This window comes from Beggiatoa alba B18LD (genome assembly GCF_000245015.1).
Taxonomy (GTDB): Bacteria; Pseudomonadota; Gammaproteobacteria; order Beggiatoales; family Beggiatoaceae; genus Beggiatoa; species Beggiatoa alba.
Map to the genome: position 1 here is coordinate 1,673,104 of NZ_JH600070.1, position 26,069 is coordinate 1,699,172.

At 42.7% G+C, this 26,069-nt stretch carries 25 protein-coding genes; 11 read left to right on the forward strand and 14 right to left on the reverse strand.

Annotated elements, in window-relative coordinates:
• Positions 1 to 128 precede the first annotated feature (128 nt).
• The 4 genes from BEGALDRAFT_RS06730 (at position 129) to BEGALDRAFT_RS18720 (ending at position 4,564) form a co-directional block, all read left to right on the forward strand.
• A complete protein-coding gene (locus BEGALDRAFT_RS06730) occupies positions 129 to 1,151 on the forward strand; it encodes a tetratricopeptide repeat protein (protein WP_002685031.1) in 1,023 nt (340 codons plus the stop codon).
• Positions 1,152 to 1,179: 28 nt separating this feature from the next.
• Positions 1,180 to 2,157, forward strand: coding sequence for a DUF58 domain-containing protein (locus tag BEGALDRAFT_RS06735; protein WP_002685033.1), 978 nt, complete (start codon positions 1,180 to 1,182; stop codon positions 2,155 to 2,157).
• The gene (locus tag BEGALDRAFT_RS06740; protein WP_002685035.1) at positions 2,154 to 4,136 is read left to right on the forward strand and encodes a transglutaminase TgpA family protein; all 1,983 of its coding nucleotides are present in this window, start codon (positions 2,154 to 2,156) and stop codon (positions 4,134 to 4,136) included. The genes BEGALDRAFT_RS06735 and BEGALDRAFT_RS06740 overlap by 4 nt, the downstream gene beginning before the upstream one ends.
• Positions 4,137 to 4,390: 254 nt before the next feature.
• On the forward strand, positions 4,391 to 4,564 hold the full coding sequence (locus BEGALDRAFT_RS18720) for a KilA-N domain-containing protein (protein ID WP_269719560.1): 174 nt from the start codon (positions 4,391 to 4,393) through the stop codon (positions 4,562 to 4,564).
• 429 nt (positions 4,565 to 4,993) lie between these two features.
• On the opposite strand, the gene BEGALDRAFT_RS06745 is transcribed toward BEGALDRAFT_RS18720, so the two are convergent.
• The 6 genes from BEGALDRAFT_RS06745 to BEGALDRAFT_RS06770 form a co-directional block, all read right to left on the reverse strand.
• Positions 4,994 to 5,686, reverse strand: a complete 693-nt coding sequence (locus BEGALDRAFT_RS06745; RefSeq protein WP_002685043.1) for a respiratory nitrate reductase subunit gamma — start codon at positions 5,684 to 5,686, stop codon at positions 4,994 to 4,996.
• Positions 5,687 to 5,770: 84 nt separating this feature from the next.
• Positions 5,771 to 6,103 carry a TusE/DsrC/DsvC family sulfur relay protein gene (locus tag BEGALDRAFT_RS06750; protein WP_002685049.1) on the reverse strand — a complete coding sequence of 111 codons (333 nt, stop codon included), beginning with the start codon at positions 6,101 to 6,103 and terminating at the stop codon, positions 5,771 to 5,773.
• Between the two features lie 29 nt (positions 6,104 to 6,132).
• Positions 6,133 to 6,438: a sulfurtransferase complex subunit TusB gene (tusB, locus tag BEGALDRAFT_RS06755; RefSeq protein ID WP_002685051.1), complete on the reverse strand. Its 306-nt coding sequence runs from the start codon at positions 6,436 to 6,438 to the stop codon at positions 6,133 to 6,135.
• 12 nt (positions 6,439 to 6,450) lie between these two features.
• A complete protein-coding gene (tusC, locus tag BEGALDRAFT_RS06760) occupies positions 6,451 to 6,837 on the reverse strand; it encodes a sulfurtransferase complex subunit TusC (protein ID WP_002685058.1) in 387 nt (128 codons plus the stop codon).
• A 16-nt stretch (positions 6,838 to 6,853) separates the two neighbouring features.
• Positions 6,854 to 7,246 carry a sulfurtransferase complex subunit TusD gene (tusD, locus tag BEGALDRAFT_RS06765; protein WP_002685059.1) on the reverse strand — a complete coding sequence of 131 codons (393 nt, stop codon included), beginning with the start codon at positions 7,244 to 7,246 and terminating at the stop codon, positions 6,854 to 6,856.
• A 228-nt stretch (positions 7,247 to 7,474) separates the two neighbouring features.
• The gene (locus BEGALDRAFT_RS06770) at positions 7,475 to 9,553 is read right to left on the reverse strand and encodes an EAL domain-containing protein (RefSeq protein ID WP_002685060.1); all 2,079 of its coding nucleotides are present in this window, start codon (positions 9,551 to 9,553) and stop codon (positions 7,475 to 7,477) included.
• A 227-nt stretch (positions 9,554 to 9,780) separates the two neighbouring features.
• Here BEGALDRAFT_RS06770 and BEGALDRAFT_RS06775 point away from each other — a divergent pair, with 227 nt between their 5' ends.
• The 5 genes from BEGALDRAFT_RS06775 (at position 9,781) to ftsX (ending at position 13,073) form a co-directional block, all read left to right on the forward strand.
• A complete protein-coding gene (locus BEGALDRAFT_RS06775; protein WP_002685061.1) occupies positions 9,781 to 10,233 on the forward strand; it encodes a YiiD C-terminal domain-containing protein in 453 nt (150 codons plus the stop codon).
• A gap of 124 nt (positions 10,234 to 10,357) precedes the next feature.
• Complete coding sequence (queD, locus tag BEGALDRAFT_RS06780; RefSeq protein ID WP_002685062.1) at positions 10,358 to 10,714, forward strand: 6-carboxytetrahydropterin synthase QueD; 357 nt, start codon at positions 10,358 to 10,360, stop codon at positions 10,712 to 10,714.
• A 140-nt stretch (positions 10,715 to 10,854) separates the two neighbouring features.
• Positions 10,855 to 11,529 carry a RadC family protein gene (gene radC, locus BEGALDRAFT_RS06785; RefSeq protein WP_002685063.1) on the forward strand — a complete coding sequence of 225 codons (675 nt, stop codon included), beginning with the start codon at positions 10,855 to 10,857 and terminating at the stop codon, positions 11,527 to 11,529.
• Positions 11,529 to 11,957: a hypothetical protein gene (locus BEGALDRAFT_RS06790; RefSeq protein ID WP_002685065.1), complete on the forward strand. Its 429-nt coding sequence runs from the start codon at positions 11,529 to 11,531 to the stop codon at positions 11,955 to 11,957. Before radC ends, BEGALDRAFT_RS06790 begins: the two co-directional genes overlap by 1 nt.
• An 87-nt stretch (positions 11,958 to 12,044) precedes the next feature.
• Positions 12,045 to 13,073: a permease-like cell division protein FtsX gene (ftsX, locus tag BEGALDRAFT_RS06795; protein WP_002685071.1), complete on the forward strand. Its 1,029-nt coding sequence runs from the start codon at positions 12,045 to 12,047 to the stop codon at positions 13,071 to 13,073.
• 31 nt (positions 13,074 to 13,104) lie between these two features.
• Here the strand turns inward: ftsX and BEGALDRAFT_RS06800 are convergent, their stop codons facing one another.
• Entirely contained in the window at positions 13,105 to 13,767 is a 663-nt protein-coding gene (locus BEGALDRAFT_RS06800; protein WP_002685073.1) for a response regulator, read from the reverse strand.
• 210 nt (positions 13,768 to 13,977) lie between these two features.
• Here BEGALDRAFT_RS06800 and folD point away from each other — a divergent pair, with 210 nt between their 5' ends.
• Entirely contained in the window at positions 13,978 to 14,832 is an 855-nt protein-coding gene (gene folD, locus BEGALDRAFT_RS06805; RefSeq protein WP_002685074.1) for a bifunctional methylenetetrahydrofolate dehydrogenase/methenyltetrahydrofolate cyclohydrolase FolD, read from the forward strand.
• A 290-nt stretch (positions 14,833 to 15,122) separates the two neighbouring features.
• Here folD and BEGALDRAFT_RS06810 read toward each other — a convergent pair whose 3' ends face one another.
• Complete coding sequence (locus tag BEGALDRAFT_RS06810) at positions 15,123 to 15,707, reverse strand: TMEM165/GDT1 family protein (protein ID WP_002685076.1); 585 nt, start codon at positions 15,705 to 15,707, stop codon at positions 15,123 to 15,125.
• Positions 15,708 to 15,895: 188 nt separating this feature from the next.
• Here BEGALDRAFT_RS06810 and BEGALDRAFT_RS06815 point away from each other — a divergent pair, with 188 nt between their 5' ends.
• Positions 15,896 to 16,816: a cation diffusion facilitator family transporter gene (locus tag BEGALDRAFT_RS06815; protein WP_050978472.1), complete on the forward strand. Its 921-nt coding sequence runs from the start codon at positions 15,896 to 15,898 to the stop codon at positions 16,814 to 16,816.
• A 230-nt stretch (positions 16,817 to 17,046) separates the two neighbouring features.
• On the opposite strand, the gene BEGALDRAFT_RS06820 is transcribed toward BEGALDRAFT_RS06815, so the two are convergent.
• From BEGALDRAFT_RS06820 to BEGALDRAFT_RS06845, 6 genes are all read right to left on the reverse strand, one after another.
• A complete protein-coding gene (locus BEGALDRAFT_RS06820; protein ID WP_002685079.1) occupies positions 17,047 to 19,728 on the reverse strand; it encodes a nitrate reductase in 2,682 nt (893 codons plus the stop codon).
• A 32-nt stretch (positions 19,729 to 19,760) separates the two neighbouring features.
• Positions 19,761 to 20,090, reverse strand: a complete 330-nt coding sequence (gene nirD / locus BEGALDRAFT_RS06825) for a nitrite reductase small subunit NirD (RefSeq protein WP_002685081.1) — start codon at positions 20,088 to 20,090, stop codon at positions 19,761 to 19,763.
• 105 nt (positions 20,091 to 20,195) lie between these two features.
• The gene (nirB, locus tag BEGALDRAFT_RS06830) at positions 20,196 to 22,682 is read right to left on the reverse strand and encodes a nitrite reductase large subunit NirB (protein ID WP_002685082.1); all 2,487 of its coding nucleotides are present in this window, start codon (positions 22,680 to 22,682) and stop codon (positions 20,196 to 20,198) included.
• Positions 22,683 to 22,788: 106 nt separating this feature from the next.
• Positions 22,789 to 23,580 (reverse strand): ABC transporter ATP-binding protein, encoded by a 792-nt coding sequence (locus BEGALDRAFT_RS06835; RefSeq protein ID WP_002685083.1) that lies wholly within the window; start codon positions 23,578 to 23,580, stop codon positions 22,789 to 22,791.
• An 11-nt stretch (positions 23,581 to 23,591) separates the two neighbouring features.
• The gene (gene ntrB / locus BEGALDRAFT_RS06840; protein WP_002685084.1) at positions 23,592 to 24,530 is read right to left on the reverse strand and encodes a nitrate ABC transporter permease; all 939 of its coding nucleotides are present in this window, start codon (positions 24,528 to 24,530) and stop codon (positions 23,592 to 23,594) included.
• On the reverse strand, positions 24,523 to 25,923 hold the full coding sequence (locus tag BEGALDRAFT_RS06845; RefSeq protein WP_002685085.1) for a CmpA/NrtA family ABC transporter substrate-binding protein: 1,401 nt from the start codon (positions 25,921 to 25,923) through the stop codon (positions 24,523 to 24,525). Before BEGALDRAFT_RS06845 ends, ntrB begins: the two co-directional genes overlap by 8 nt.
• Positions 25,924 to 26,069 lie beyond the last annotated feature (146 nt).

Here is a 26,069-nt window from a genome sequence, read left to right on the forward strand (position 1 = left end):
GGTTTATCAACAAGACCATTGATAAATACGTAAACGGTGCAATTTATGAGCGTAAGTACACTGATTCTTGACCAGTCTATAGTGACAATCCTTTGAAGATAATAGCCTTTAATCATGCGAGTGAAATAATGATGTTAAAAAAGCAAATTGTCTTATTATCTGCTTTCTGTTTAACGGGTTTTTTAGCGGTCAATACCTATGCCATAGATGACCAAACACGCCAAACGATTACCCAAAATCTGTTAATTCAAAATCCCAGCCCTTTACTACAAAATCCCACGATTCACGCCTTAGCATTCAATGCGATTGCACAAGCCATTGAAGAATTAAGCAACTTACCATTTCCTGATGAAAATCAACGTTTACAAGCGATTAATCAGTTGCAACAAGGTGATAGTAGTGCCGCAATTGCCATTTATCAGCGGTTATTTGACCAACGTCAGACTGAAGGGGGGAAAAGCCAAGATGAAGCGGCGATGATGGCGAAGCATTTGGCAAGTTTTCAATTACTTACTGACCTTAATCAAGGCTTGGCAACGTATGAACAAGCGGCAAAATTAAGCAATAATGCCCGTTGGTGGAATGAGTTAGGCAGTTTATACATGGCAAATGCACAGCTAGATAAAGCAGAACAAGCATTTAATCAAGTGTTAGCCCTACCTAATGGTAGCGTGGACAACAATGCTTTAGCGGTCGCAACTGGCAGTTTAGGACATTTATATTGGCAACAAGGGGATTTTAAACGCGCTGAACCCCAGTTTTTACGCAGTTTAGAAATCAATGAAACCCTTAATCGTCAAGCGGGTATTTTGTTGCAATATAAAAATCTCAGCACCTTGTATGCAAAAACCAAAGAATGGCGCAAAGCAATTCCCTTGTATGAAAAATTAATTGAACATTACAGAAGCACTGACGCACAGCGCGAATTAGCGGAACAATACAGCGATTTAGCCATGGCTTACCTCCATTTAGAGGATTTTTTCACCGCAGAATCACAGTTTTTGAAAAGTATAGAGATTTATCAAACTTTAGCAGACAAAGCCCATACAGCCGCCCAATATCGCCGTATCAGTGGACTCTATGAAATGCAGGGTAAAAAAGCAGAAGCGGACGAAGCCCGTCGTAAAAGCCTCGCCTTAGAAAATCCCTAATTCTACTAAAAAATGATGATAAAGCCCTATGTCAATAATAACTGATTGGTTCAGAGGTTTCGCGCCCGCACGTTTTCAAACCTCACCTGTTATTTTTCGCAGACATCGCATTTACATTGTGCCTAATCATTCAGGACTGATGTTTGCCCTCGTTTTATTGATTATGCTCATTGGCTCAATCAACTACAGTAACAGCATGGGATATTTACTGACCTTTCTCTTGTTCAGTATGGCTTTAATCTCCACCTTTTATACCGTACATAACCTGCTAAAACTCAGTATAGAAGCGGGAAAAGTAGAACCTGTTTTTGTCGGAGAAACAGTACAATTTCATCTCTGGATTGATAATCGTCAAGGAATTGAACGTTATGCCCTTTTCTGGCAACGTACACCGTTACAAGCAGGAGAAAGTGCAGGAGAGCCGATACTGATAGATATTCCTGCGAACCAACGTCAATCTTTAACAATACCCGTCGTAGCACAACGGCGTGGACGTTTATTTTTAGACCGCGTTACCGTCTCAACAACCTTTCCACTGGGTTTATTTCGAGCATGGTCCTATGTTTATTTAGACGTATCTACCCTTGTCTATCCTTTACCCTCAGGGCAACGCCTGCTTCCATTAGGCGGCGCGACTAACCAAAAAGGCGAGGCGGGGCTTGTGGTCGGACATGGTGAAGACTTTATTGGCTACCGCGACTATCGAATTGGTGATTCTCCACGTCATATTGACTGGAAAGCCGTAGCGCGAGAAAAAGGTTGGTTTATCAAGCAATATGGTGGCACAGGATACACCCATCACTGGCTACGCTGGAGCGATGTTGCACAATTAAATAATTTAGAAGCAAAACTATCACAGCTCTGTCTCTGGGTGCTGATTGCAGACAATGAAGGCGCGAATTATGGGCTAGACATGCCAAACATACAAATTCAACCGAATCATGGCGAACAACACCGCGAGCACTGTTTACAAGTATTAGCCTTGTTTGGACTTCCCGAATCATGACGCGCTTTTTATCCCCAACCCCCGTATTTCCTAGCCCCCAAAGTTTAAATTGGTTACTGCTTTCTCTTGTCATGGTCACGCTACCACACATAGAACGCCTACCCCTTTGGACAATGGCATTTTTTGCCGTTTTTCTCGGCTGGCGTTTTTTAGGCACAGCCAAACAATTCCGCCTGCCTAGCCACTGGCTAAAAATCACCTTCGCGCTGTTAGTCATGGTCGGTATTGTTCTCAGCTACCGCACCCTATTCGGACGTGATGCAGGTGTCGCGCTACTGGTTGCACTCTGTAGTTTAAAAATTATTGAAATGCACAATCAGCGCGATGCCTTACTGATTTGCTTTTTAGGCTACTTTCTCATTATTACCAATTTTCTCTACTCGCAAACCATTCCAACCGCGATATACATGTTTATCGTCGTCTTAATCATGACAGCCACCTTAATCGGCTTAAATGACTATCAGGGCGGTTTAAGCCGTTGGAAACGCTTACGACTAGGCGGATTACTACTGTTACAAGCCATCCCCTTAATGCTAGTCCTCTTCATCTTTTTTCCCCGCATGGCGGGCCCTTTATGGGGAATGCCTAAAGATGCCTTTAGTGGTGTAACAGGGCTAACCAACAACATGATACTGGGCAATATCAGTGAGTTAACCGTCTCTGATGAAATTGCATTTCGAGTAAAATTTGAAAATAACAAAATTCCCGAACGCCAAAACCTTTATTGGCGAGGGCCAGTCTTTTCCTATACCGACGGTAAAGAATGGAAAAGTAACGCAGAACGCAACATTATCCCCCGCAATCGGCAAGTCGCACTTATCGACAACCCCTATAAATACAGCGTCACCTTAGAACCCCACAATCAACGCTGGGTTTTCGCCCTAGATATGCCTGCGGATGTGCCAGATAACACCATGATTAACCAAAAGTATGAGTTGCTCACGCCCTATCCAATTCGACAACGAATGCGTTACGATGTCACCTCCTATACCCACTATCGCGCAGAATTTGCCGATAAAGAAATGTTACAACTCAACCTTAATTTGCCTGAGAACATGCACCCACGTACTCGAGCATTAGCCAAACAATGGCAACAAGAAAATTCAGACCCATTAGCCATCGTACAACGTGCACTTCGCTATTTTAATCAAGAACCTTTCTACTACACCTTAACCCCATTAACCGTAGAACAAGACCCCATTGATGAATTTCTCTTTGATACACGAGAAGGCTTTTGTGAACACTATGCCGCATCTTTTACCGTACTCATGCGTGCGGCGGGCATTCCTGCGCGTATCGTCACAGGTTATCAAGGCGGAGAATTTAATACTGTGGGTAATTACGTCGTTATACGCCAACGTGATGCCCATGCATGGAGTGAAGTCTGGATTGAAGGCGCGGGTTGGGTACGGGTAGAACCCACAGGCGCGGTCGCCCCTGAGCGCATAGAACGCGGCGCAACCGCCAGTTTTGCCAGCAATTTCGACACTTTTGCAGGATTTGAACTGAACCAAGAATCAGGCTTAGGCGCACTCTGGCAACAGATAAAAGATAATTGGGATGCACTGAATAATGAATGGAACCAATGGGTTTTAGGCTACGACAACACCCAACAAAAAAGTTTTTTTGAAAACTTTGGTATTAAAGACATGTCATGGCAAAACATGATTATTGCACTGGTTATCTTAGCGACATTAATACTTTTAGGTGTTGCATTATGGCTCTTTAAACGAGCAAAACGTTATCAAGACCCTGTTCAACAACTTTACCAACGTTTTTGTCATAAACTCAAACAAGTTGGCGTTATTCAAGAACAGAATGAACCCCCGTTAAAGTTTGCACAACGAGCGATGCAACTACGCCCTGATTTAGCCCCTACAATAGAGAAAATTACAAGTATTTATATTGCCATACGCTATCGTAGCCAAGCCCATCATTTACTAGACCTACGAAAAGCAGTGCAATATTTCCGTCCTTAAAGCTTGTTTTTACCAATAAACTATAGTTGAGTAAAAAAGGGTGCGTTAGCGAAGCCTAACGCACCCTTTTTTATTAGGTTTGCCCATTGAGGGACATGCCCATTACCCTTTATAAACTTTTGATATTGATATTATTTAAACATTTGTACCAAATTCACGTTATGATAGACTTGAATCATCCAATCAATATGAGAAATTAAGTATGACTGGCAAAAATCAAAGCGTAATAGTTTAAAGGTACTGAAATACATATCATAACTCACAATGATGAGGATTATATAAGTTTAACTGATATGGTAAGTAGTTTTGAAGGTGGTTCAGCACTTATTGAGGCATGGCTTCGTAACAAGGACACCGTTGAGTTTTTAGGTGTTTGGGAAAAGCTAAACAATCCTGATTTTAACCTAAGTTCGGCGAGTTTCTTTTAAAAAGACAACAGCTTGTCTGAATCAGGATTTTCAGGATTAAAAGATTGTCTGAATCAGAATTTTCAGAATTAAAAAGACAAGAAAATTAAAAGAATAAAAAATTATGTTTTTAATTCTGCTAATTCTGAAAATTCTGTGAATTCTGATTCAGACAAAAAAAGACCTGTTAGGTTTTCAAAACTTAACAGGTCTGTTGGAACACGCGAAAAGGTTTGAAGGACTGGTAGAGATTACTCTCTTGTTTTTCATCAAGATTCATCAGATAGGATTAAAACCTTGTCTGAATCAGGATTTTCAGGATTAACAGGATTTAAAACCCTTAAACCAAAAAATTAAGGCGAATCACGCTTTTTAATTCTGCTAATTCTGAAAATTCTGTGAATTTTGATTCAGACAAACGCTTGTCTTTTAAAAAGAAATTTCTCTAACTCAGGTTCGACTATTATCCACTTGATAACGGCTAGGACTGAAGAAAACCCCTGTTGCATGAAGAAGTTTACTAAATGGAAAAAGTAAGAGCAGTAATAAAGCACTGCCAAGATGTAGGAGTAATACAGGGTCGGTGGGGATAGCTTGCCACTGAAAAGAGAATAAGCTACGCATAAATATTTTAAATTGCACAATATCTGTATGCAGTATAAAGCGCATTAATAATCCTGAACCCGCAATTAAAAGCAGTAAAAGCAACATTAAGTAATCAGAAGGGCTACTAATATAACGTATGCGTTCAAGGCATAAACGTCGTAGCAGTAAGCCAATCAACCCAAAAATAAAAATAAACCCTGCATAAATACCCAGCGGTTGAATAGTAAAAATAAATGGGGGAATGGGGTCTAAAATATAGCGTAAATGACGTAAAAATATAAAAATCAAAGCAATGTGAAACGACCAGCTAAATAACCAAATCCACGAATTAGCATAGAATAAACTGCGAAAAAAAAGGATTTCTTTTAATTGTCGCCAAATGACACCGATTAGCGTTAAAGGCGCGGGCGTTAGCGGGATTTTTAGCGGGGCGGGCGTGGTGGCGTATTGGTAAATTTTAACCGCTGTACCAATGAAAAAAACGCTTGTCGCAAGGTAAAAGCTGAGTGCATAAAATGCAGTGAGTAGTTCAGTCATGCGGGGGTCGCCTGATTATCGTGTTGATAATGAAACCCCTGCATGATAACGCGCTTACTTTAAAATTGGGATGATTTTATCACCCTATACGCATCCTGTCGGTTTTGGCAATCCTGCGTAACGACATGCTTGTTTTGCGGGACCCAAGGGGAAAAGGTCATATAGGTATTTGCTGTTACCTTTTTCTGCGCCGAGTTTTTTGCCGATGGCTTTGGTTAAAACGCGCACAGCAGGGGCAATTTGATATTCACTGTAATATTCTTTTAAGAAATTAACGACTTCCCAATGGTTGTCGGTCAGTGTTATCCCATCTTGTTTTGCCATTTCGGTCGCAACATCGGTCGACCAGTCGGATAAATTGGTTAAGTAGCCGTCTTCGTCAGTTTCTAATAGTTTGCCGTTGACTTCAATTGTCATAATGTCATCCTCTTGTTATGTGAAAAGTTTTATACCCACGCTTGCACGGCGTGATGTGCCACGACTAAATCAACAAATCCGACATAATCAACTGCCTGTATGCCTGTAATCAGGGGTTTATCGTTCAGTCCGCGTGCATGTAAATCTGGTGTTAATACGTAAATCGGATGGGTTTTTAAGGCTTGGGTTATCAGTGATTCGCATTGTGTGCCTTGCAGTGCTGCGTACACGGCATCTTCATAGAGTAAAATACTGCTGTCAGTTTGGGCAAAGCGTAGGCAACTTTCTAAGCTGGTTTTTTCAAATGGGGATTTGTTGACGGTGTGTAATAACATGGCGTTAATTCCTTAGAAGCTGAAAATGACATCGTGTGCATCCATTAAAGCGGCTATTTCTGCCGTTTCTAGGATGGTGACGGGTACGATTAAATCATCTTCGCTTAAGCCGCGAGCAAGTAGAGAGGCTTTGTCAACATAGAGTTTATTGACATCGTAGTCGTCTAGGGCGCGATAGGCGGGGGAGAAGTTTTTAACGCCGATTTCTTGCGTATTTTGGTTTTTTTTCAGTTGATAAACGCCGTCATCTATAAAGGCAAGGCTCACATCTTGTTCAAAAGCTGCGCCGATTAAAACAACTTCTAAAGATTCTAGGGCGTAGATTGTGCCGTAAGGTGCGCGACGGTTGATGTATAAGAATTTCTTAATCATGCCTGCGTCTTCTGTGTCGGTTGTCATGGTTTTTATTCTCCGCTTAGTCGCCAAATACAATAAATCTGTCAGCTTGAATACTGGCTTCTATCAGTTGCCCAAGTCCTGAAATGCGGAAGCCTTCGGCGATGTTGTTGGCATCTTTGCCATTGCGTTTGGCTTCGGATTCGTCAAGAATGCCACGCCGTTGTGCGGCAGCAACGCAGACGACTAGGTCTATTTGGTGTTGTTTGGCGAGAGCTGACCAGCGGTTGACAATGTGGCGGTCATCTTGGGGGGGGACAGTGAGACGGGTAGCGTTGTTTACGCCGTCGTGGTAGAAAAAGATGCGGAAAATACTGTGTCCTTTGGCAAGCACTGCTTGTGCAAATTGGTAGGCGGAATCAGAGGCTTGATGTTGATAGGGTGATTCATTGACCATGATGGCAAATTTCATGCGTTCTCCTCACATTTTTAAGCGTTGTGATTTAGTGGTGTTATTATCATTATTGAGTGGGATGATAAAACGCTACTATTAAAATATTATTATTTACTAATTTATTGAAAACAAGTTTTGCGGTAAAACTTCCTCAAGAGAAAGGCGTATAACACTTAAAAATTTGGGATTAATGTGTTATACGCCTTTGTTTTTTAATTTATTTTTTGGTTTTTTTAGTTGTTGTGCTTATGATTCCTCTTCGGTGAATTCGTAGGACATTTCGTCGCTGGGTTCTTGGATGTAGTGTCCTTGGGCGAAATCTACTTCGCATTGCCATAAAACTGTGAGGCTGTTGGCATCTTCTACGGCTTCGGCAATGGTAATTTTGTCTTGTTCGTGGGCAAGTTTGACAATGTCTTGTACCGCTTTTTGATTGTCGGTATTGGTGGATAAACCCTTAGCATAGGAGTAGTGGATTTTGACGTAGTCCACAGGGATATGTTTTAAGGTCGTCGCAGAGTTTAAGCCTGTGCCAAAGTGTTCTAATGCAGTGCGACAGCCCATTTTATTGAGGGTGCTAATAAAGGCTTTGGCTAGATTGACTTGAGTAATTGCAATGGTTTCGTTAATTTCGAAAATCAGGCGTTCTCCTGGTAAGGAGGTTGTTTTAAGCAATTTGCGAATGAATAGGGGGATATTTTCATCTTTAATTGCTTGGTCAGATAGTTTGATAAATAAGTAGGTTTGATGCCCTGATTTTTCTTGCTTCATCAAGACTTTGAATGCTTCTTGTAGCACCCATTTGTCTAGTTTTATGCTTAAATTGGCTTGTTCTGCGGCACTGAATAAACTGCCTGAGGGAATGGGTTTACCTTCGGAATCAACCATGCGGAGGAAAATTTCATAAATTTCTTGTGATTCGCCGTGCAGGCTGACGATGGGTTGATAGCGGAGGGAGAGGCGAGATTCTTCAATTGCCGTTTCTATCATTTTGGCAATATCGCTGATTTTTAAGCCACCTTGTTCTGTTGCTTTTAGGACGGCTTTGTAAATGTCAAAGGTGTTACCACCACGTTTACTGGCTTCTAAGCAGGCTGTATGCGCGTCGCTCAGGACGTTTTGTGGGGTTGCCGCAGAGGCAAGAACGAGGGCAATCCCGATACTGCAAGTGGTGATAATGGATTCACCCGTGCCTAAGTCGGTGACAGTTGCTTCAACGGCTTTGCAGATTTTGGTGGCTAATTCACTGGCAAAAGTGACATCTTTATCAAGCATGAGGATGGTAAAGACGTTGTCGCCGAAGCGGGCTAATACGCCTGTTTCCGTAAGGTCGTTAATGACTTTCCCAATGTTTTTAATAACGGAGTCGATGCTACCAACGCTTACGTTGTCTAGGGCAATGTATAGGACGACGCTACGCACGCCGTTTTCCATCGCTTTGGCAAGGGCTTTTTCAAGTAACGCAATAAAGTGAGTCCGATTGTATAAGCCTGTGACGTGGTCACGGATATTTGCTTCTTTTAATTGACGTTGTAGTTTTTCTTTTTCTTCATCTTGGGATTGGTCGCGGACGATGATTTGAATACAGCGTTCGCTGGCATAAATCGCCTGACTGACTTCCATGGCTAATTTAAAGGCTCTTTTATCAGCACGAATGCCTCGCAATTCGATATTTCTATCGCCTTCGGCTTCATGGGTCATAAAATCGCGCATAAAGTCTTTAAATTTTGATTGGTCTTCGAGGCTGACTAAATCCATGACGGGAAGACCTTCTAAAACTTCCATGCTTTTATAGCCAAACATGTCTAAATAGCTGGGATTTGCATGGACGTGCATTCCATCGTGCACGTAAGCAATGGCATCGCGTGAGGTTTCAAGCAGTATTTTATTTTGTCGCTGACTTTCTCGATACAGTTGGTCTAAATGTTTATGTTGACGACGGCTTGCAAGTTCTTGTAGTTCGCGTCCGACAATAATTTGTAAGCAGTTTTCATTATCTCGGGGAATGACGTGGCGTGCACCTGCGCTAAGGAGCGCGCCCATTAATTGTCCTTCTAGTTTTTCCATGAGGACAATCACGGGAATGTCTTGGCGCGACGAGTTGACCATTTCGCATACTTGGGCAACAGTAAACTCTCCGACTTGTGGAACGGAGATTAGTAAATCCCATTCTTGTTCGGCGAGGGCATTTTGTAAGTCTTCATCATCTTCTACATGACGCGGACGAATTGGAAAACGGGCTTTACGTAAACTATTTAAAATCATTTCAGCGTCGTTGGCTGATTCTTCTACAACAATTAACCGGATAATATCAATCGGTATCACTGTTCGTATCTCCCTTATATACTTCCTGTTTATTTTACCTGAGATAAACAGCGTTCTCACGTGACTTGCACGAAAAGTTTTCTGTGAGTGATTATAGCGTTTAATAATTCTTTACAATATATTACTTTAATATAACAATGTTTTTGATGATGTTCTAAAAGTAACTCTGTTAATATCTTCATAAAACATTTGTTTAAACGGTGTTTGCATATTTTAGACCACAGATAATGTCCACTTTAACCGATTTACAATATCACTTGCACCGTGCAATTCCCATTACACAAACAATGGGGATTCAAGTCAGTCGTTTAGATGAGTCAGGTTTAGAGCTGTTTGCGCCACTTGCGTTGCATTTGAATGATAAGCAGACCGCTTTTGGGGGAAGTTTAGCGTCGATTATGACGGTAACAGGTTGGGCATTAACACATGCGTTACTTCAACGGGTTAGCGCGTCAGCGAATATTTTAGTATATAAGACGGAAATCGCTTATTTACAGCCTGTTACGACGGACATTAGGGCATGGTGTCAATTACCTGACAAAGCAGTAGTTGAGCCATTTTTAGCCCAATTTTTTCAACGTGGAAAAGCGCGTTGGACATTACAAGTTCAAGTTTTTAATGGTGAGCAGGTGGCGGTAGAGTTAGTAGGCAATTATCTTGCACTAAAAACGGGCGTATAGATTGGTGTGTTAAATAGGCGGATGCAATTTGTTGCCAGTATTAATCCGTGGTCATTATAAGATGATGTTATTAAACAGGGAAAATGTTTAGTTTTCTCTGTTTTTTTATTGAGATAGCTTGGGTATGGAAATTTATAAAAGATTTAGTATAGAAGCTGCACATCGTTTACCGCATGTGCCAGAAGGGCATAAATGTGCACGTTTGCATGGGCATTCGTTTCAAGTCTCTCTGTATGTGAGTGGGGCTGTTGATGTGCACACAGGGTGGATTATGGATTTTGGTGATATTAAAAGCGCGTTTCAGCCTTTGTATGCGCAGTTAGATCATCATTATTTGAATGAGATAGCAGGGTTAGAGAATCCTACCAGTGAAAACCTTGCTCGCTGGATTTGGCAGCGTTTAAAACCTGTTTTACCCGCATTATCTAAAATTGTGATTGAAGAAACTTGTACAAGTGGTTGTGTTTATACAGGGGAGTAAATCTCACGCATTTTTAGATAAGCCTTATATATTGTCAGTGCGAAAAAGATAAAAAGTAAATAGAATGGCATGATAATAAGCACTGTTTAACAGTCGTTAGGCGAATAAAAATCGTTATTATTGAAGGTAGGAATCCCATTATGAGCATTAAAGATTGGGACGAGGAGAATCGCCCACGGGAAAAACTCTTGCAACGTGGTGCGCAAGCACTCACCGATGCAGAGTTATTAGCAATTTTTCTTCGTACAGGGGTAAAAGGTAAAAGTGCTTTAGATTTAGCACATGATTTATTGAAAGAATTTGGAGATTTACGCAGTTTATTAGGGGCAGAAATTGGGCGTTTTTGCCAAGCAAATGGTTTAGGGACTGTAAAATATATACAGTTGCAGGCTTGCTTAGAGTTGAGTAAACGTTATCTCAGCCAATGCTTACAGCGGGGTGATGTGATGTCTAGTCCTGATGTCACCCGTAATTATTTATTAACCGCATTGGGTGGAAAGCCTTATGAAGTATTTGCTTGTTTATTTCTGGACAATAAAAACCGCGTGATTAAGTTTGAAGAGTTATTTTTTGGAACAGTGGATGGTGCTAGCGTTTATCCGCGCGAAGTCATGAGGAAGGTGTTAGATCATAATGCAGCAGCTGTTATCTTTGCGCATAATCACCCCTCTGGGGTTGCAGACCCTAGCCACGCGGATATTACAATCACGCAAGTCTTAAAAGACATTTTGGATAAGATTAAAGTGAGGGTACTCGATCACATTATTGTTGGTGATGGTTATAGTATCTCTCTCGCAGAACGAGGATTAATGTAATGTCTGGATTCAGTGTCGTGTATGTACGCTTGAATAATGGAGAGCAGGATTTAGTATGGTTACAAAAAGAATTTGGGGGGGAAATCCCAACAGATACCGATTATAAATATGCGCGGGTTGCAAAGGGCAAAGAAGCACACGTTATTCCAACGAATTTAAAAAGATTGTCAACTGAATTAAAAACCGACGCGCTTTATTTTGGCTTAGAACCAGACAAAGAACAGTTATTCTATGAGCATTGGAAAGATGGGCATGTTGTCCGCGTTTTAACATACAATGTCTCTGTTGGCTGGGAGAAAGTCGAAGGTACGCCAGAAACGTGGGAAGCGGATTTCTTTTCTGAACCTTTGAAAAAAGGCAGTCAACCACCTGATTTTTCAGCAGAAGACTTTTTTTATCAGTTAAAAGTGTATTTTAGTTTTCCGTAAGCTGTACAGAGGATAACAGGCTGGTCTTGTATCCTCTTTCATTCTCATGCCCCATCTGTTTGTCTCCTGCCTACACGCGACATTTTCATGAAACGTCCTCATTCTGCAACTCGTACAAATCGCCAGCCCCCCGCGAATACAACAACGGCACAACGTCCTAAAAAAGCCAGCCCCACAGAACCCGAATTTCATAATGCATGGTTAGCCCATCATTTGTATGTCTTATTCTCGAGTTTAGGACAACTCGCCCGCTCACCGTTTGCGAGCCTGATGACGGCTGCCGTTTTAGGCATCGCGTTAGCATTACCAACGGGTTTATATTTACTCTTAGAGAATGCGCGTCATATCAGCCAAGCATGGGGAGGGACGGCACAAATTTCTTTATTTTTAAAATCTGATGTGGATGACACACGGGCGCAAACCTTAGCCGAAGAAATTTATCAAAAAGAAGGCGTACAGAATTTACGTTTTATCAGTCGTGTAGAAGCGTTAAACGAATATAAGGAGTTATCAGGCTTTGCCGATGCGATTAATGCATTAGACTCAAATCCATTACCTGCCGTTATCGTTATTCAAACCACGTCGCAAGCTGTCAATAAAGCGGGTTTACCAACAGGGGATGAAACCTTATTGAATGAATTACGCGCTCTGCCAGAAGTTGAATTAGCGCAATATGATATGCAATGGTTAAACCGTCTGTTTGCGATGATGGCAGTGGTACAACGAGGCGTGTGGATTCTTGGCGGATTATTAGCCCTGACCGTATTATTGGTAATTGGTAATACGATTCGCTTATCTATCGATAATCGTCGAGACGAAATTGAGATTAATAAACTATTCGGTGCAACAGATGCTTTTATCCGTCGTCCGTTTCTTTATGGCGGTTTTTGGTATGGTCTAGCGGGTGGAATCATTGCGTGGTTACTGGTGACAGTCGCGTTTGTTTTTTTACAATCCCCTGTAAATTCACTTATCGCGCTCTATCACAGCGAATTTCAACTGATTACGTTAGATATACTAACCACGCTTAAATTACTCTTGATTAGTATCTTATTGGGTCTGATGGGCGCGTGGTTAGCCGTTGGGCGACATTTGCGTGATATACAACCCCATTAAATCGCTGATTGGATACAAATGGGGTGAACAGTTAATGAAATAAATCCTCATTGAGAAGATTATCTAAGATAACCCGTATCATTTTCGCGCTAGCATTTTCTATCTGCGAGGCATTTTCATAAATTTCTGACGGCGTAATAACATGATTATGCCCCGTTAAATATTTAGCTGTATCACTTACTTGCTGTAAGTATGGAAATAACTCATTTGCGGCTGTATTGCGAAACAAATGTAATAACTGATTACGTTGATTTAACTGCTTATTCTTCTCAACTAACTGCTTTTGTAGCCGACTGATACGTAAATGCGTATTCACCCGTGCAAGCACTTCATCACGCTGAATCGGTTTACAAACATAATCAACTGCGCCTACAGCAAAACTATTCACCTTACTTTCTGTATCCGTCAACGCAGTGATAAAAATAATCGGAATATCCGCAGTATCAGGATGCGCTTTTAACTGACGACAAGTTTCAAACCCATCCATATGAGGCATCATCACATCCAACATAATAATGTCTGGCTTACTCATATAACGCACTAACTCTAACGCCTCCTCCCCTGTCAGTGCTGCCATGATTTCCATTCCAGCACCTTCGAAACACTCTGACAATAATGCTAAATTCTCAGCAATATCATCAACCAGTAAAATAGTTGTTTGTTCTTTACTTTCAGTCTGTTTCGTGCCGATCATGCTGTGTGATACCTATTAAATACTCGTGAGCTTATTAATTATGAGCAATTATAGTTTGATAGCATACTTTTTGTGAAAAAACTGCTAATAAAACCTGCTTACATTATATAACGCACTAATCAATGCTAAAATCTACCCATTAGCACTCTCTCACTAAATAACCTTTATTTCATATTCCTTTTAAAAATCCTGTAATTTGCGCCAAAACACATGACTGCAAAAATTCTTGATGGTAAAGCCGTAGCTACTGAGTTACGCCAACAGATGGCTAAACGTGTTCAACAACGTTTAGCACAAGGACGACGTGCCCCTGGTTTAGCGGTAATACTTGTCGGTGAAAACCCCGCCTCCCTCGTTTATGTCCGCAACAAACGCAAAGCCTGTGAAGAACTTGGCTTTATCGCTAAAGATTACGACTTACCCGCAACAACAACGCAAGCAGAACTGCTTGCCATTTTAGACCAATTAAATACAGACCCCAGCGTCGACGGCATCTTAGTACAGCTCCCACTCCCAGCCCATATAGACCCCAATACCGTGATTGAGCGGATTGTACCGCATAAAGATGTAGATGGTTTTCACCCCTATAACATTGGTCGACTCGCGCTCAAAATGCCACTACTACGCCCTTGCACCCCTAAAGGCGTGATGACGCTGTTAGCCAAAACAGGCATAGACCTCGTTGGTCAAAATGCCGTTGTGATTGGACAATCGAATATTGTTGGTCGACCGATGGCATTAGAACTACTCGCCGCACGCTGCACCGTCACAATTTGCCACAGCCGTACCCGTGATTTAATTGCACAAACCCGTCAAGCAGACATCCTTGTTGTAGCTGTTGGACAAGCGGAATTAGTAAAAGGCGATTGGATAAAATCAAATGCAATCGTGATTGATGTCGGCATGAACCGATTAAGTACAGGTAAATTAGTGGGTGATGTTGAATTTACAAGCTGTCAAGCGCGTGCAAGCTGGATAACCCCCGTACCGGGTGGGGTAGGACCGATGACAATTGCAAGTTTATTAGAAAATACGTTAGAAGTCGCTGAAACAAGCGGGACTTAATCAACCCGAGTTTGGCGAGATTTATAAAATAAACCAGAGACCTGCTAGGTTTTAAAAACCTAGCAGGTCTTTTTTTGTCTGAATCAGAATTCACAGAATTAGCAGAATAAAAAAGCATGATTCACCTTAATTTTTTGGTTTAAGGGTTTTAAATTCTGTTAATTCTGAAAATTCTGTGAATTCTGATTCAGACAAGCTGTTATCTTTTTAAAAACCTCGCCGAACTCAGGTTAATCAGATAAATCATGCCCCCTTGAGAAAAAGGGGGAATGATGAGCAAATATGACAAATTAACTAAACGCTTTATACAACGCAAAAACCGCAACGAGAAGGAAAAAGACCCCACTGATACGATGCAATAACACCAGCGGAATACGCTGTAATAATGTTTGTCCTGCCCATACGCCCAAAGCAGAGGTTAAAAATAACGCGATAGTCGCCCCTACCCACACCGCAACAGGTGCTACCGTTGTACTAATCCCCGTTACCGCAAGCTGTGTTTTATCGCCCAATTCAGCCACAAAAATTAGTAAAAAAGCCGTCACAAAAACAGTATGTTGTCCCTTTTCTTCTAATGCTTCACCCTCTTCATCCTCTTCTTTTGCTAACAAAGACTTTACCCCAAAGAAGATAAACAAAATGGCAACAATCAACGCAACAACTTGTTCAGGCAACCATTTTGTAACAATAGAACCAAACAAAACAGCTAACAAATTTAACACCATAAAAGCAGCCGTTGCCCCAAATAAAACGGGTAACGGTTTATGCTTTGCTGCCAACAACATACACATAATTTGTGTTTTATCACCAATTTCAGCTAACCCAACCACTAAAAGGGTTGCCCCAACCATCGATAACCAATTTAAAATATCCATGTTTCTATAACATCTCAAACGAAGAAAGGGGGAGGCATTTTAACGCAGGGTTTTACACATGGAAATATAAGATTAAACGATGATATATATCTTTTAATCATTCATCATGCCTTAAGATTAAACAGCTATGCTACTGTCCCCGATTATTAACTGTTTCAATGGCTTTTACCCTACTTAACCGTTTACACATGACAACCAATCAAACACCTAACACCCTTTCGCCTTCTTCCGTAGCTCTCCTGAGCTTAATTATCGGTTGCCTTGTTTTAGGGTTTAAATGGCTGGCTTACTGGCTGACAGGGTCAGTTGCGCTTTACTCCGATGCCTTAGAATCCTTTGTCAATATTGCAGCAGCACTGGTTGCCCTACTGGCATTAAGGGTTGCCTATAATCCACCCGATAAAAATCACCCTTATGGACACACAAAAGCCGAATATTTTTCAGCCATCGTCGAAGGCGTTTTGATTTTAATTGCTGCTGTTCTAATCATCATGGAAGCATGGGAGCGTCTCTTCTCGCCAGTAGCGTTAACCGAAGTAGGCATTGGGGCAAGTGTTTCTTTAATCGCCTCTGTTATTAACGGCTTATTAGCCACTTATCTGATTTGGCAAAGTCGCCAACACTATTCTCCAGCATTACGGGCGGATGGCTTACATATTTTAAGTGATGTGATTACCTCTGTTGGGGTACTGTTGGGAATTGGTTTAGCATGGCTGACGGGCTGGTGGTGGTTAGACCCACTATTAGCTATTTTAGTTGCCTTAAATATCATCTGGATGGGTAGCCATTTATTACAGCATTCTGTTGGTGGGTTAATGGATGAAAGCATGTCAGACAATGAGTTACAACCTGTTTATGACATTATCCGAACTGAAATGCGGGGCGCGATACAAGCGCATCAAATCCGCACACGACGGGCGGGGCGTTTATCTTTCGTAGAATTTCATTTAGTCGTTGCTGCCAATATGCCGGTACAAGAAGCCCATTCTATCTGTGAACGGATTGAGCAAGCATTAAAACAAGCCTTGCACCACGCGATTATCACCATTCATGTAGAACCTGAATCCGAATTAGAAAAAACAGGGTTTATTGTAAATCCAAAAATATAATAAATTCTGTATTAAAATATTGTCTGAATTAACCTGAGTTCGGCGAGTTTCTTTTAAAAAGACAACAGCTTGTCTGAATCAGAATTTTCAGAATTAACAGAATTTTCAGAATTAAAAAGACAAGAAAATTAAAAGAATAAAAAATTATGTTTTTAATTGTTTTTAATCCTGCTAATTCTGAAAATTCTGTGAATCCTGATTCAGACAAGCTGTTGTCTTTTTTTATAAGTTTAAGCCACCTGTTTAATCACGTGTTGCGCTACTAACTGTTTTAACTCAGGAATACAAGACCCGCAATTAGTCCCCGCTTTTAAAATCTCGCTTAATTGTGTAACGCTATTAACACCCTGTTCTTGAATGGTTTTAATAATCGTAGCACGCCCAACGCCAAAGCAAGCGCAAACCGTATCGCGTTCACCTGTACTTTTCCCGACTTGTCCTGTTAGTAGTCCAAGCCGTTCTTGTAACGTTAAAGGACGGTTAAATAAATCGCTTAAGCCTGTGCGGCTGGGGAGTTGTCCATCACGGCTGATAAATAGGCAGGTGTCGAGTAGGTCTTGTTGTACTTGTGCACAACGATAGCGACCATGTGCAATGTCGGTAAATTCTAGCCAAGTTGCATCCACATGAAAGTGGGTACTTGCCCATGTTGCCCAATTTAATGGCAGTTCATCGCCTGCAAATTCGTATTGCCAAAAACCTTGTTGCGGGATTTTTGCCCAGTAGCCTATCCCTGCATTTTTAGGCAGTTCTAGGGAATTTTTTGAGAGTAGAAAACCGTGCCATGTTGCCGAGTATGGATAAAGCGCAACAGGGGTATGTTTAAATTCAGGTTGTCCTGAATACGGGTCAGTATGGGGCGCAATCAGTGTGCCGACGCGGGCTTGTGCGCTAAATTGTTCATTCCAGTGCATCGGCGCGAACAGATAACCGCGTTTTTGTCCTTCACTGAATTTAGCGCGGACAATGATTTGTTGTTGTAAGCCACTATCAAGACAGACTAATTCATTCTCTTTAATATTAAATGCTTGTGCATCATCGGGATGAATTTCAACAAAGGGTTCGCTTAAATGAGAAAGTAGGCGCGGGGTTTTGCCTGTGCGCGTCATGGTGTGCCATTGGTCACGAATTCGTCCTGTATTGAGGATAAAAGGATAGCTTGTGCTGGTATCGCTTTTGGGGGCAATGGGACGAACAGGGATAAAGTTGGCTTTGCCTGAAGGGGTGTAAAAGCGTCCTTCAGCAAAAAAACGCGGGCGATGATGGGTATCGCTCGCTAATTGCAGGGTTGAACGCGGTGCCCATTGGTAGGGGGTAAAAGTTTGATAGGTTTCATCTGTCAATTGACTAAAAATGCTGATATCAAAGTCTCGACGACCATTGTTTTCTACGCCTGAGAGTCCTGCGTATTCGCGGAAAATATCGGCAGGCGATTGATAGTTAAAGCCGTGGCGGTAGCCCATGCGTTGGGCAATTTGGCTGATTATCCACCAGTCAGGTTTTGCTTCAACAGGTGCGGTTAAAAAGGCGCGTTGGCGTGAAATCCGTCTTTCTGAATTGGTGACAGTGCCGTCTTTTTCGCCCCATGTTTGCGCGGGTAAGAGAATATGGGCGTAGGGAACGGTGTCGTTATTACGCACACAGTCGGAAACGATGACTAACTCGCAGTTTGCAAGAGCCGTTTTTATTTTGTTGGCATCGGGTAAGCTAACAATGGGATTCGTTGCCATAATCCAAATGGCTTTAATGTCGCCTTGTTGAATTGCCTCAAACATATCAACGGCTTTTAAGCCTGCTTGTGGGGCAATGGTAGGCGATTGCCAATAATTTTGGACGATGGCTTGATATTCGGGTTCAAATTCTAAATGTGCCGCGAGCTGATTCGCTAACGCGCCGACTTCACGCCCGCCCATGGCGTTGGGTTGTCCTGTGATGGAAAAAGGGCCCATCCCAACCCGTCCGATGCGTCCCGTTGCGAGATGACAGTTGATAATGCTGTTGACTTTGTCCGTGCCACTACTGGATTGATTAACCCCTTGAGAATAAAGGGTAACAACTTTTTCTGTACGGGCAAACAGGCGATAAAATTCGATAAGGTCATTTTCAGGAATATCGCAGGCTTGGGCAATAGTTGGAATAGACCCTGCGGTTTCTTTCGCGATTTGTAAGGCACTGGCAAACCCTTGGGTTGATTGTTCAATAAAGCGGTAGTCTAAATGGTCATGGGCGCGTAAATGGTGCAGTAATCCATTGAATAAAATGACATCTGACCCTGTTTTAATTGGTAAATGTAAATCGGCAATATCGCAAGTGGCAGTACGACGCGGGTCGATAACGACGATTTTTAATTTGTCATTGTGTTGTTGACGGGCAGCACTGAGGCGTTGGAATAAAACGGGATGACACCAAGCCATATTAGAACCCACGATAACCACGAGGTCGGCTTGTTCTAGGTCGCTGTAATCAACGGGAACAGTATCACTACCAAAAGCGCGTTTATGTCCTGCCACGCTAGAAGCCATACATAAGCGGGAATTGCTGTCGATATTCGCTGTTCCGATGTAGCCCTTCATGAGCTTATTGGCAACATAATAATCTTCGGTCAGTAATTGACCTGAAACATAGAAGCCAATGGCAGAACGCCCATATTTTTCAATGATGTCGTTTAACGCGCTGGCGGTAGTATTAAGGGCAGTTTCCCAATCGGTCTGTTGTCCGCGAATTTCGGGCTGTAATAAACGACCGTCTAGGCTTAAGGTTTCTGCCAGTGCCGCACCTTTGGAGCATAAACGTCCGTAATTGGATGGATGGGTTTTATCACCGCTGACGGTGATTTTATCCCCTTCACGGGTTGCCACGACACCACAGCCAACCCCGCAATAGGGGCAAGTCGTTTGTGTTGTATGTGTCATCTATAAAACCTCAGTCGTGCGGTTATCTGTCGTTAAGCGGGGGTCGTTTCTGGGGTTAAGGAGATAAATAGCTGTCCATTTTCCACTTTAATCGGAAATTTCCGCACACAACCCTTATTCGGCTCAGTCGCGCAACCGCTTTCAAGTTGAATATTCCAACCATGTAGCGGACAGGTCACACTATGCCCTGTCACGATGCCTTGCGAGAGTACCCCACCTTTATGCGGACAACGGTCATTCACGGCAAAAATGGCATCGTCACTGGTGCGAAAAATCGCAATTTTTTGTTTGCCCAGTTCTACAATACGCGCCCCTAAGCGGGGAACATCGTCTAAGTGTCCTATGTCTATCCAATGGGTCATGATGTTTTCCTGTAAAAATATATGCTGTTTCAAGATTTTCAGGACATAACTGTATCAAAATTGCTGGGTTACGCCTGAAAATCGGCTAAATCTTGACACAGACACTTAAGCGACTTTAGAAGAAATATCTGCTAACTTAACAATATCAATGTGTTTCAACGATTTAAATTCGTGTGCATGAACACCTTCTTGCGCACGTTCTGCCCATGGGTCTTTTTGGGCGGGCACTTGAGATTGTAAAAAGCGTTCGTAGTAACGTTTACGATTTTCTACATTTTCAACAATTTGTTGTTTAACGTATTCCACGCCAACCCGTTCAATCCAATGGGCTGTCCGTTCTAAATAACGCGCTTCTTCGCGGTAAATCTGCATAAACGCCCCGCAGTATTCCATTACTTCTTCCTCTGTATTGACTTTGCAGAGTAAATCGGTTGCGCGGATTTTAATCCCGCCATTGCCCCCAACATGCAACTCCCAGCCTGAATCGACTGAAATCACTCCAAAATCTTTAATCGTTGCCTCAGCGCAGTTACGCGGACAGCCTGAAACCGCTAGTTTGACTTTATGCGGAGTCCATGACCCCCATGTCATTTTTTCCAGTTTAATGCCCATGCCCATCGCGTCCTGTGTGCCGAAACGACACCATGTTGAACCGACGCAAGTTTTTACGGTGCGTAAAGATTTGCCATAGGCATAACCAGAAACCATGCCCGCCGCGTTGAGGTCTGCCCACATCGCGGGCAAGTCTTCTTTTTTCACGCCTAAGAGGTCGATGCGTTGTCCGCCTGTAATTTTTACCGTTGGCACTTGGTATTTATCGGCAACATCGGCAATAGCGCGTAATTCATCCGCAGTGGTTAATCCGCCCCAAATTCGGGGGACAACGGAATAAGTGCCATCTTTTTGAATATTGGCGTGGGCGCGTTCATTGATAAAGCGCGATTGGTAATCGTCTTGGGCTTTATCGGGATGAGTGGAGAGTAAATAGTAATTCACGGCAGGACGGCAGGTAGTGCAACCGTCGGGGGTTTTCCAATTTAAGGATTTCATCACCTCAGCAACGGTATAAACTTCGCCGTGTCTGATGGCTTCGCGGACTTCGTCATGGCTTAAGTCGGTACATCCACACAAGGTTTTTTTCGCAGGTTTCGCGGCGTTTTCCCCATTGACATGGACTAAGAGTTGTTCGACTAAATTGGAACATCCACCGCAAGAAGCAGACGCGCCCGTTTGTTTTCTGACTTGTTCAATCGTGGTTAAGCCTTGTTCTTGAATCGCTTTTACAATCGTCCCTTTGCAAACCCCATTGCAACCGCAAATTTGCGCATCATCCGCCATACTAGCGATAAGGCTCGCGCCACCGCCTGCATCCCCTGTATTTAAAGCGAAGGCTTGCCCAAAGAGAATGCGTTCCCGCATCGTGCTGATGTCTTCGTTATCGCGTAATAATTGGAAATACCAAGCCCCGTCTGTGGTATCGCCGACCATGACCGCGCCTTTTACTTTGTTGTCTTCCAAGACTAATTTTTTATAGATACCCATGCTTAAGTCTTGAAAAACAATGCTTTCTGTTTTTTCGTTCCCGAGAAAATCCCCTGCTGAGAAGACATCAACCCCCGTCACTTTTAACTTTGTCGAGGTGACTGACCCCGCATAGTGTTTACCGCCGATATCGGCTAAGTGATGAGCGCAGACTTTGGCTTGTTCATATAAGGGCGCGACTAAGCCATAAACTTGTTGACGATGTTCGACGCATTCACCAACGGCAAAAACGTCGCTGTCGCTGGTTTGTAAATGGTCATTGACGAGTAAACCGCGCCCACATTCTAAACCCGCACTTTTAGCAAGGTTGACATTAGGACGAATCCCGACTGCCATCACGATTAAATCAGCAGGTAATTCACGCCCATCTTTAAAGCGAATCGCTTGCACGTGGTTTTCCCCTAAAAAACAATCCGTTTGCGCTTCTAGGAGGAAATTTAAGCCTTGTTTTTCTAAATGGGTTTTTAATAAATCAGCGGCAGGCTTATCGAGTTGCCGTTCCATCAAGGTGTCGAGTAAATGCACGACAGTGACATTCATGCCTTGTTTTTGTAAACCATAGGCAGCTTCTAAGCCTAATAAACCGCCACCGATAACAATGGCATGTTTGCCCGTGCCTGAACGTGCAACAGTGAGCATAGCTTCTACGTCGCGGATGTCACGATAGGCGACGATACCCGCTAATTGACTACCTGCGACAGGGAGCATGAAGGGATTTGAACCCGTTGCAATCAATAACTTGTCATAATCTAGGGTGATACCGTTATCACTGGTCACGGTTTTTTGTTGGCGGTCAATCTGGGTAATCGTGTGCCCTTTGTGTAGAGTAATCCCACGGCTCGCATACCATTCATCATTATGTATCATAATGTCTTCAAAGGCTTTTTCGCCAGACAATACGGGGGACAATAAAATGCGGTTGTAATTGCCGTATTGCTCTGTACCAAAGACGGTGATTTCATATAAATCAGGATTTAAGGCAAGCAGTTCTTCAACGGTACGCATTCCCGCCATGCCATTACCAACACAAATCAATTTACGTTTTTTCATGGGAAAGACCTCAAACACAACAATCAAGAACGACAAAATAGGCGACGGTTTTTTTTATCACAGTCCCCGCTCTCATTCAGGGACTGTCATCACGTTTATGTATTCATTAAGCCACTGCTTTATGTTTTTGTCTTTCGTATAAAAAGCGTAAAACTTCAGCACGATAATGGTTATATTCAGGGTTATCCGCTAAGGCTAAACGGTTACGCGGGCGCGGTAATTTGACCTTGAGAATTTCCCCAACGGTGGCGGCGGGACCATTGGTCATCATGACAATTTTGTCGGAGAGTAGAACGGCTTCATCGACATCGTGGGTAATCATGATGACGGTGTTGCCTAAATTCGCGTGAATCTCCATCACGGAATCTTGTAAATGTGCACGGGTTAAGGCATCCAACGCGCCAAAAGGTTCATCCATTAATAACACTTTGGGTTGCATCGCAAGGGCGCGGGCAATACCAACCCGTTGTTTCATCCCGCCAGAAATTTCATTCGGGCGTTTTTCTAAGGCATGGGACATATTGACCAGTTCTAATTGGTGCAATGTCCAGTCGTGGCGTTCGGCTTTGGTTTTTTTATTGGCAAAAACTTTGTCGACCGCTAAGCGAACATTGTCGTAAACCGTAAGCCAAGGCAGTAAAGAATGATTTTGAAACACAACTGCACGTTCTGGTGCTGGGGAATCGACTTCTTTGTTTTCTAGCAACACACCGCCAGCAGTGACTTTTAACAAGCCTGCGACGATATTTAAAACCGTAGATTTACCACAGCCAGAGTGTCCGATAAGGCTGACAAACTCGCCTTTTTCTACCCGTAAAGAGACATCATGTAAGGCATGAAATACGCCCGCTTTGGTGTTAAAGACCATTTCTATCTGTTCTAAACTTAAGTAACTCATGATATTTATCCTTAACGGGCATTGTAGTCAAAACGGGATTGAATCAAGTTCATGAGCATTTCCAAGACGATACCAACCACGCCTATGAGGAGGATGGCAACGACTATTGAACTGACATTTAAGTTATTCCATTCGTCCCAGACGTAGAAACCAATCCCAATGCCACCCGTGAGCATCTCGGCAGCAACAATCACCATCCACGCAATATTCAGTGATAAGCGCATCCCTGTCAGAATATGCGGTAAGGTCGCGGGTAAAAGAATTTTTCGTGTAATTTCAAAGGTATTTAATTGCAAGACAGCAGCGACATTCATGTAATCTTTAGGAATTGCCCGCACGCCTGCGGAAGTATTGATGATGATGGGCCAAATACTGGTAATGAAAATCACGAAAATCGCGGAAGGGTCAACGGCTTTAAACATTAATAACCCAATGGGCAACCATGCTAAAGGACTGACAGGACGCAGAATTTGAATTAACGGCGTGCAAGCACGGGAAAAATTCATGCTCATGCCCATGAGAAAACCAAGCGGAATACCAATGATAACGGCTAAGGAAAAGCCCGCCATGACTCGTCCTAAGGAATACATGACTTGCCAACCAATGCCTTTATCATTCGGTCCATTGTCATAAAAAGGACTGGCAAAAACCTCTGTCGCTCGTTGCCATACATCGCTAGGCGTAGGTAAATCCGTTGCAAAATGTTTTTGTACAATTAGCCATAAACCGATGACAATGGCGAATGTCACCAAGGGTAAGAGGGTTGCAGCGGTATAAGTCTGCCAATTATTTGCCAACCAACTGGCTTGTTTTGGCAATTCAGGTGTTTTTGCGGATTCGCTAACAGTTTCAGCAGTCATCGTGACAGGTAAAGCAATGGGTTTAACAGAATCGGTCGTTTTTTCCGCATTGTTCAGCGGTAACGGAATAACAACGGCATGATTAGACATTTGCTTTCTCCAAATCCGCTAATTGCATGGCAAGGCTGTGAACTTCAAAACTGCTGATATATTCCACAATCTTGGCGGGGTCGAAAATTTTTCCGTCAAAAAAGCGGTCTGCGCCCATGGCAATGGGATTAGTTGCTTCTTTTAACTCCCACCCGTTGGTATTTGCACCTTCTGTTTTATAATCAATCGTTGGGGCTGGTAAATTTAAGGCTTTTGCCGCTTCCCGATAAATATCAGGGCGATAGATTTCTGTGGCAGTTTTCTTAATATTTAAAGGCTTATCGATTTGTCCCCAGCGTATCATTTGCGAGATAAACCACTCTGCATGAGATTGCCAAGGGAAGGTTGCGGCATAACGGTAGAACACGTTGAAATCAGGTAAAGGGCGTGGGTCCTCTTTCTGACTATATTTAAATGTCCCTGTCATAGACATCTTGACGACATCTTCAGGCGCATTGACATAAGACTTATCAGAAATGATTTTGACCACTTCTAAGCGATTTTCAGGCTTATCCATCCACTGTGCGGCTTCTAATAAGCTCATGATTAAGGCTTTATGCGTATTCGGATTTTTATCCGCCCACGCTAAATTAACTCCGAAAACCTTTTCAGGATTGTTTTGCCAAATTTCATAACTGGTGATAATGGTGCGACCAATATCCATGGTTACTGCCCGCTCATTCCAAGGCTCGCCCACGCAATAGCCGACGATATTGCCCGCTTTTAAGTTAGCAACCATTTGAGGTGGTGGAATAACAATCAGGCGGACATCTTTATCAGGATTAATCCCTGAGGAAGCCATCCAATAACGCAATTGATAATTATGAGTAGAAACAGGGAAAACCATGGCAAAGGTTAAAGGCTCTTTTCCTGCGGCTTTATCAGCATCAATCACCTTTTTCAGGGCTTGTGCGGTTGTCGGTGAGGCTTTCATCGCTTCGGGGTCAGCTTGTACCATGCGCTCATAAAGCTCATTACTGACGGTAATCGCATTACCATTTAAATCCATGCTATAAGCCGTTATCGTTGGCTTAGGTAACGCGCCAATCCCTAAGGTTGCGGCAATCGGCATACCTGCCAACATGTGTGCACCGTCTAACGCACCAATCGAGACTTTATCGCGAATATTTGCCCAAGAGGCTTCTTTAGAAATTTCAACATCTAAACCATATTTTTTAAAATAACCCTTTTCTTTCGCAATGACTAAGGGAGCGCAATCGGTTAAGGGAATAATCCCTAAAGTGAGTTTTACTTTCTCCAGATTATCGGCTGTTCCTGCGTAAACCATATTCCGTAATGAATCCATGCCCATTAATGTTGCTCCTCCAACGGTAGCACCCGTTAATTTCAGAAAATCGCGGCGATTAAAACCTGATTTTATTGCATCACGCATGGCAAAACTCCCAAAATGTCAGTAAAAAAAAGCCAAAAAAAAAGCGTCCGTCTAACGAGCATTTAACTCGTTAAAACGGACGCCGTTGTCCAATGCGCAAACCAACGTTGGCTTGCTATAAATTGTTCATTGCTTAACTCAAGTTT

Coding starts and splice junctions, on each gene's coding strand:
- ntrB (WP_002685084.1), bottom strand. CDS start 24,530: ATGTCTAATCATGCCGTTGTTATTCCGTTACCGCTGAACAATGCGGAA.
- tusD (WP_002685059.1), bottom strand. CDS start 7,246: ATGAAATTTGCCATCATGGTCAATGAATCACCCTATCAACATCAAGCC.
- nirD (WP_002685081.1), bottom strand. CDS start 20,090: ATGACCCATTGGATAGACATAGGACACTTAGACGATGTTCCCCGCTTA.
- radC (WP_002685063.1), top strand. CDS start 10,855: ATGAGCATTAAAGATTGGGACGAGGAGAATCGCCCACGGGAAAAACTC.
- folD (WP_002685074.1), top strand. CDS start 13,978: ATGACTGCAAAAATTCTTGATGGTAAAGCCGTAGCTACTGAGTTACGC.
- BEGALDRAFT_RS06750 (WP_002685049.1), bottom strand. CDS start 6,103: ATGACAATTGAAGTCAACGGCAAACTATTAGAAACTGACGAAGACGGC.
- BEGALDRAFT_RS06815 (WP_050978472.1), top strand. CDS start 15,896: ATGACAACCAATCAAACACCTAACACCCTTTCGCCTTCTTCCGTAGCT.
- BEGALDRAFT_RS06790 (WP_002685065.1), top strand. CDS start 11,529: ATGTCTGGATTCAGTGTCGTGTATGTACGCTTGAATAATGGAGAGCAG.
- queD (WP_002685062.1), top strand. CDS start 10,358: ATGGAAATTTATAAAAGATTTAGTATAGAAGCTGCACATCGTTTACCG.
- BEGALDRAFT_RS06820 (WP_002685079.1), bottom strand. CDS start 19,728: ATGACACATACAACACAAACGACTTGCCCCTATTGCGGGGTTGGCTGT.
- ftsX (WP_002685071.1), top strand. CDS start 12,045: ATGAAACGTCCTCATTCTGCAACTCGTACAAATCGCCAGCCCCCCGCG.
- nirB (WP_002685082.1), bottom strand. CDS start 22,682: ATGAAAAAACGTAAATTGATTTGTGTTGGTAATGGCATGGCGGGAATG.
- BEGALDRAFT_RS06745 (WP_002685043.1), bottom strand. CDS start 5,686: ATGACTGAACTACTCACTGCATTTTATGCACTCAGCTTTTACCTTGCG.
- BEGALDRAFT_RS06735 (WP_002685033.1), top strand. CDS start 1,180: ATGTCAATAATAACTGATTGGTTCAGAGGTTTCGCGCCCGCACGTTTT.
- BEGALDRAFT_RS06730 (WP_002685031.1), top strand. CDS start 129: ATGATGTTAAAAAAGCAAATTGTCTTATTATCTGCTTTCTGTTTAACG.
- BEGALDRAFT_RS06845 (WP_002685085.1), bottom strand. CDS start 25,923: ATGCGTGATGCAATAAAATCAGGTTTTAATCGCCGCGATTTTCTGAAA.
- BEGALDRAFT_RS06775 (WP_002685061.1), top strand. CDS start 9,781: ATGTCCACTTTAACCGATTTACAATATCACTTGCACCGTGCAATTCCC.
- BEGALDRAFT_RS06810 (WP_002685076.1), bottom strand. CDS start 15,707: ATGGATATTTTAAATTGGTTATCGATGGTTGGGGCAACCCTTTTAGTG.
- tusB (WP_002685051.1), bottom strand. CDS start 6,438: ATGTTATTACACACCGTCAACAAATCCCCATTTGAAAAAACCAGCTTA.
- BEGALDRAFT_RS06800 (WP_002685073.1), bottom strand. CDS start 13,767: ATGATCGGCACGAAACAGACTGAAAGTAAAGAACAAACAACTATTTTA.
- BEGALDRAFT_RS06740 (WP_002685035.1), top strand. CDS start 2,154: ATGACGCGCTTTTTATCCCCAACCCCCGTATTTCCTAGCCCCCAAAGT.
- BEGALDRAFT_RS06835 (WP_002685083.1), bottom strand. CDS start 23,580: ATGAGTTACTTAAGTTTAGAACAGATAGAAATGGTCTTTAACACCAAA.
- tusC (WP_002685058.1), bottom strand. CDS start 6,837: ATGACAACCGACACAGAAGACGCAGGCATGATTAAGAAATTCTTATAC.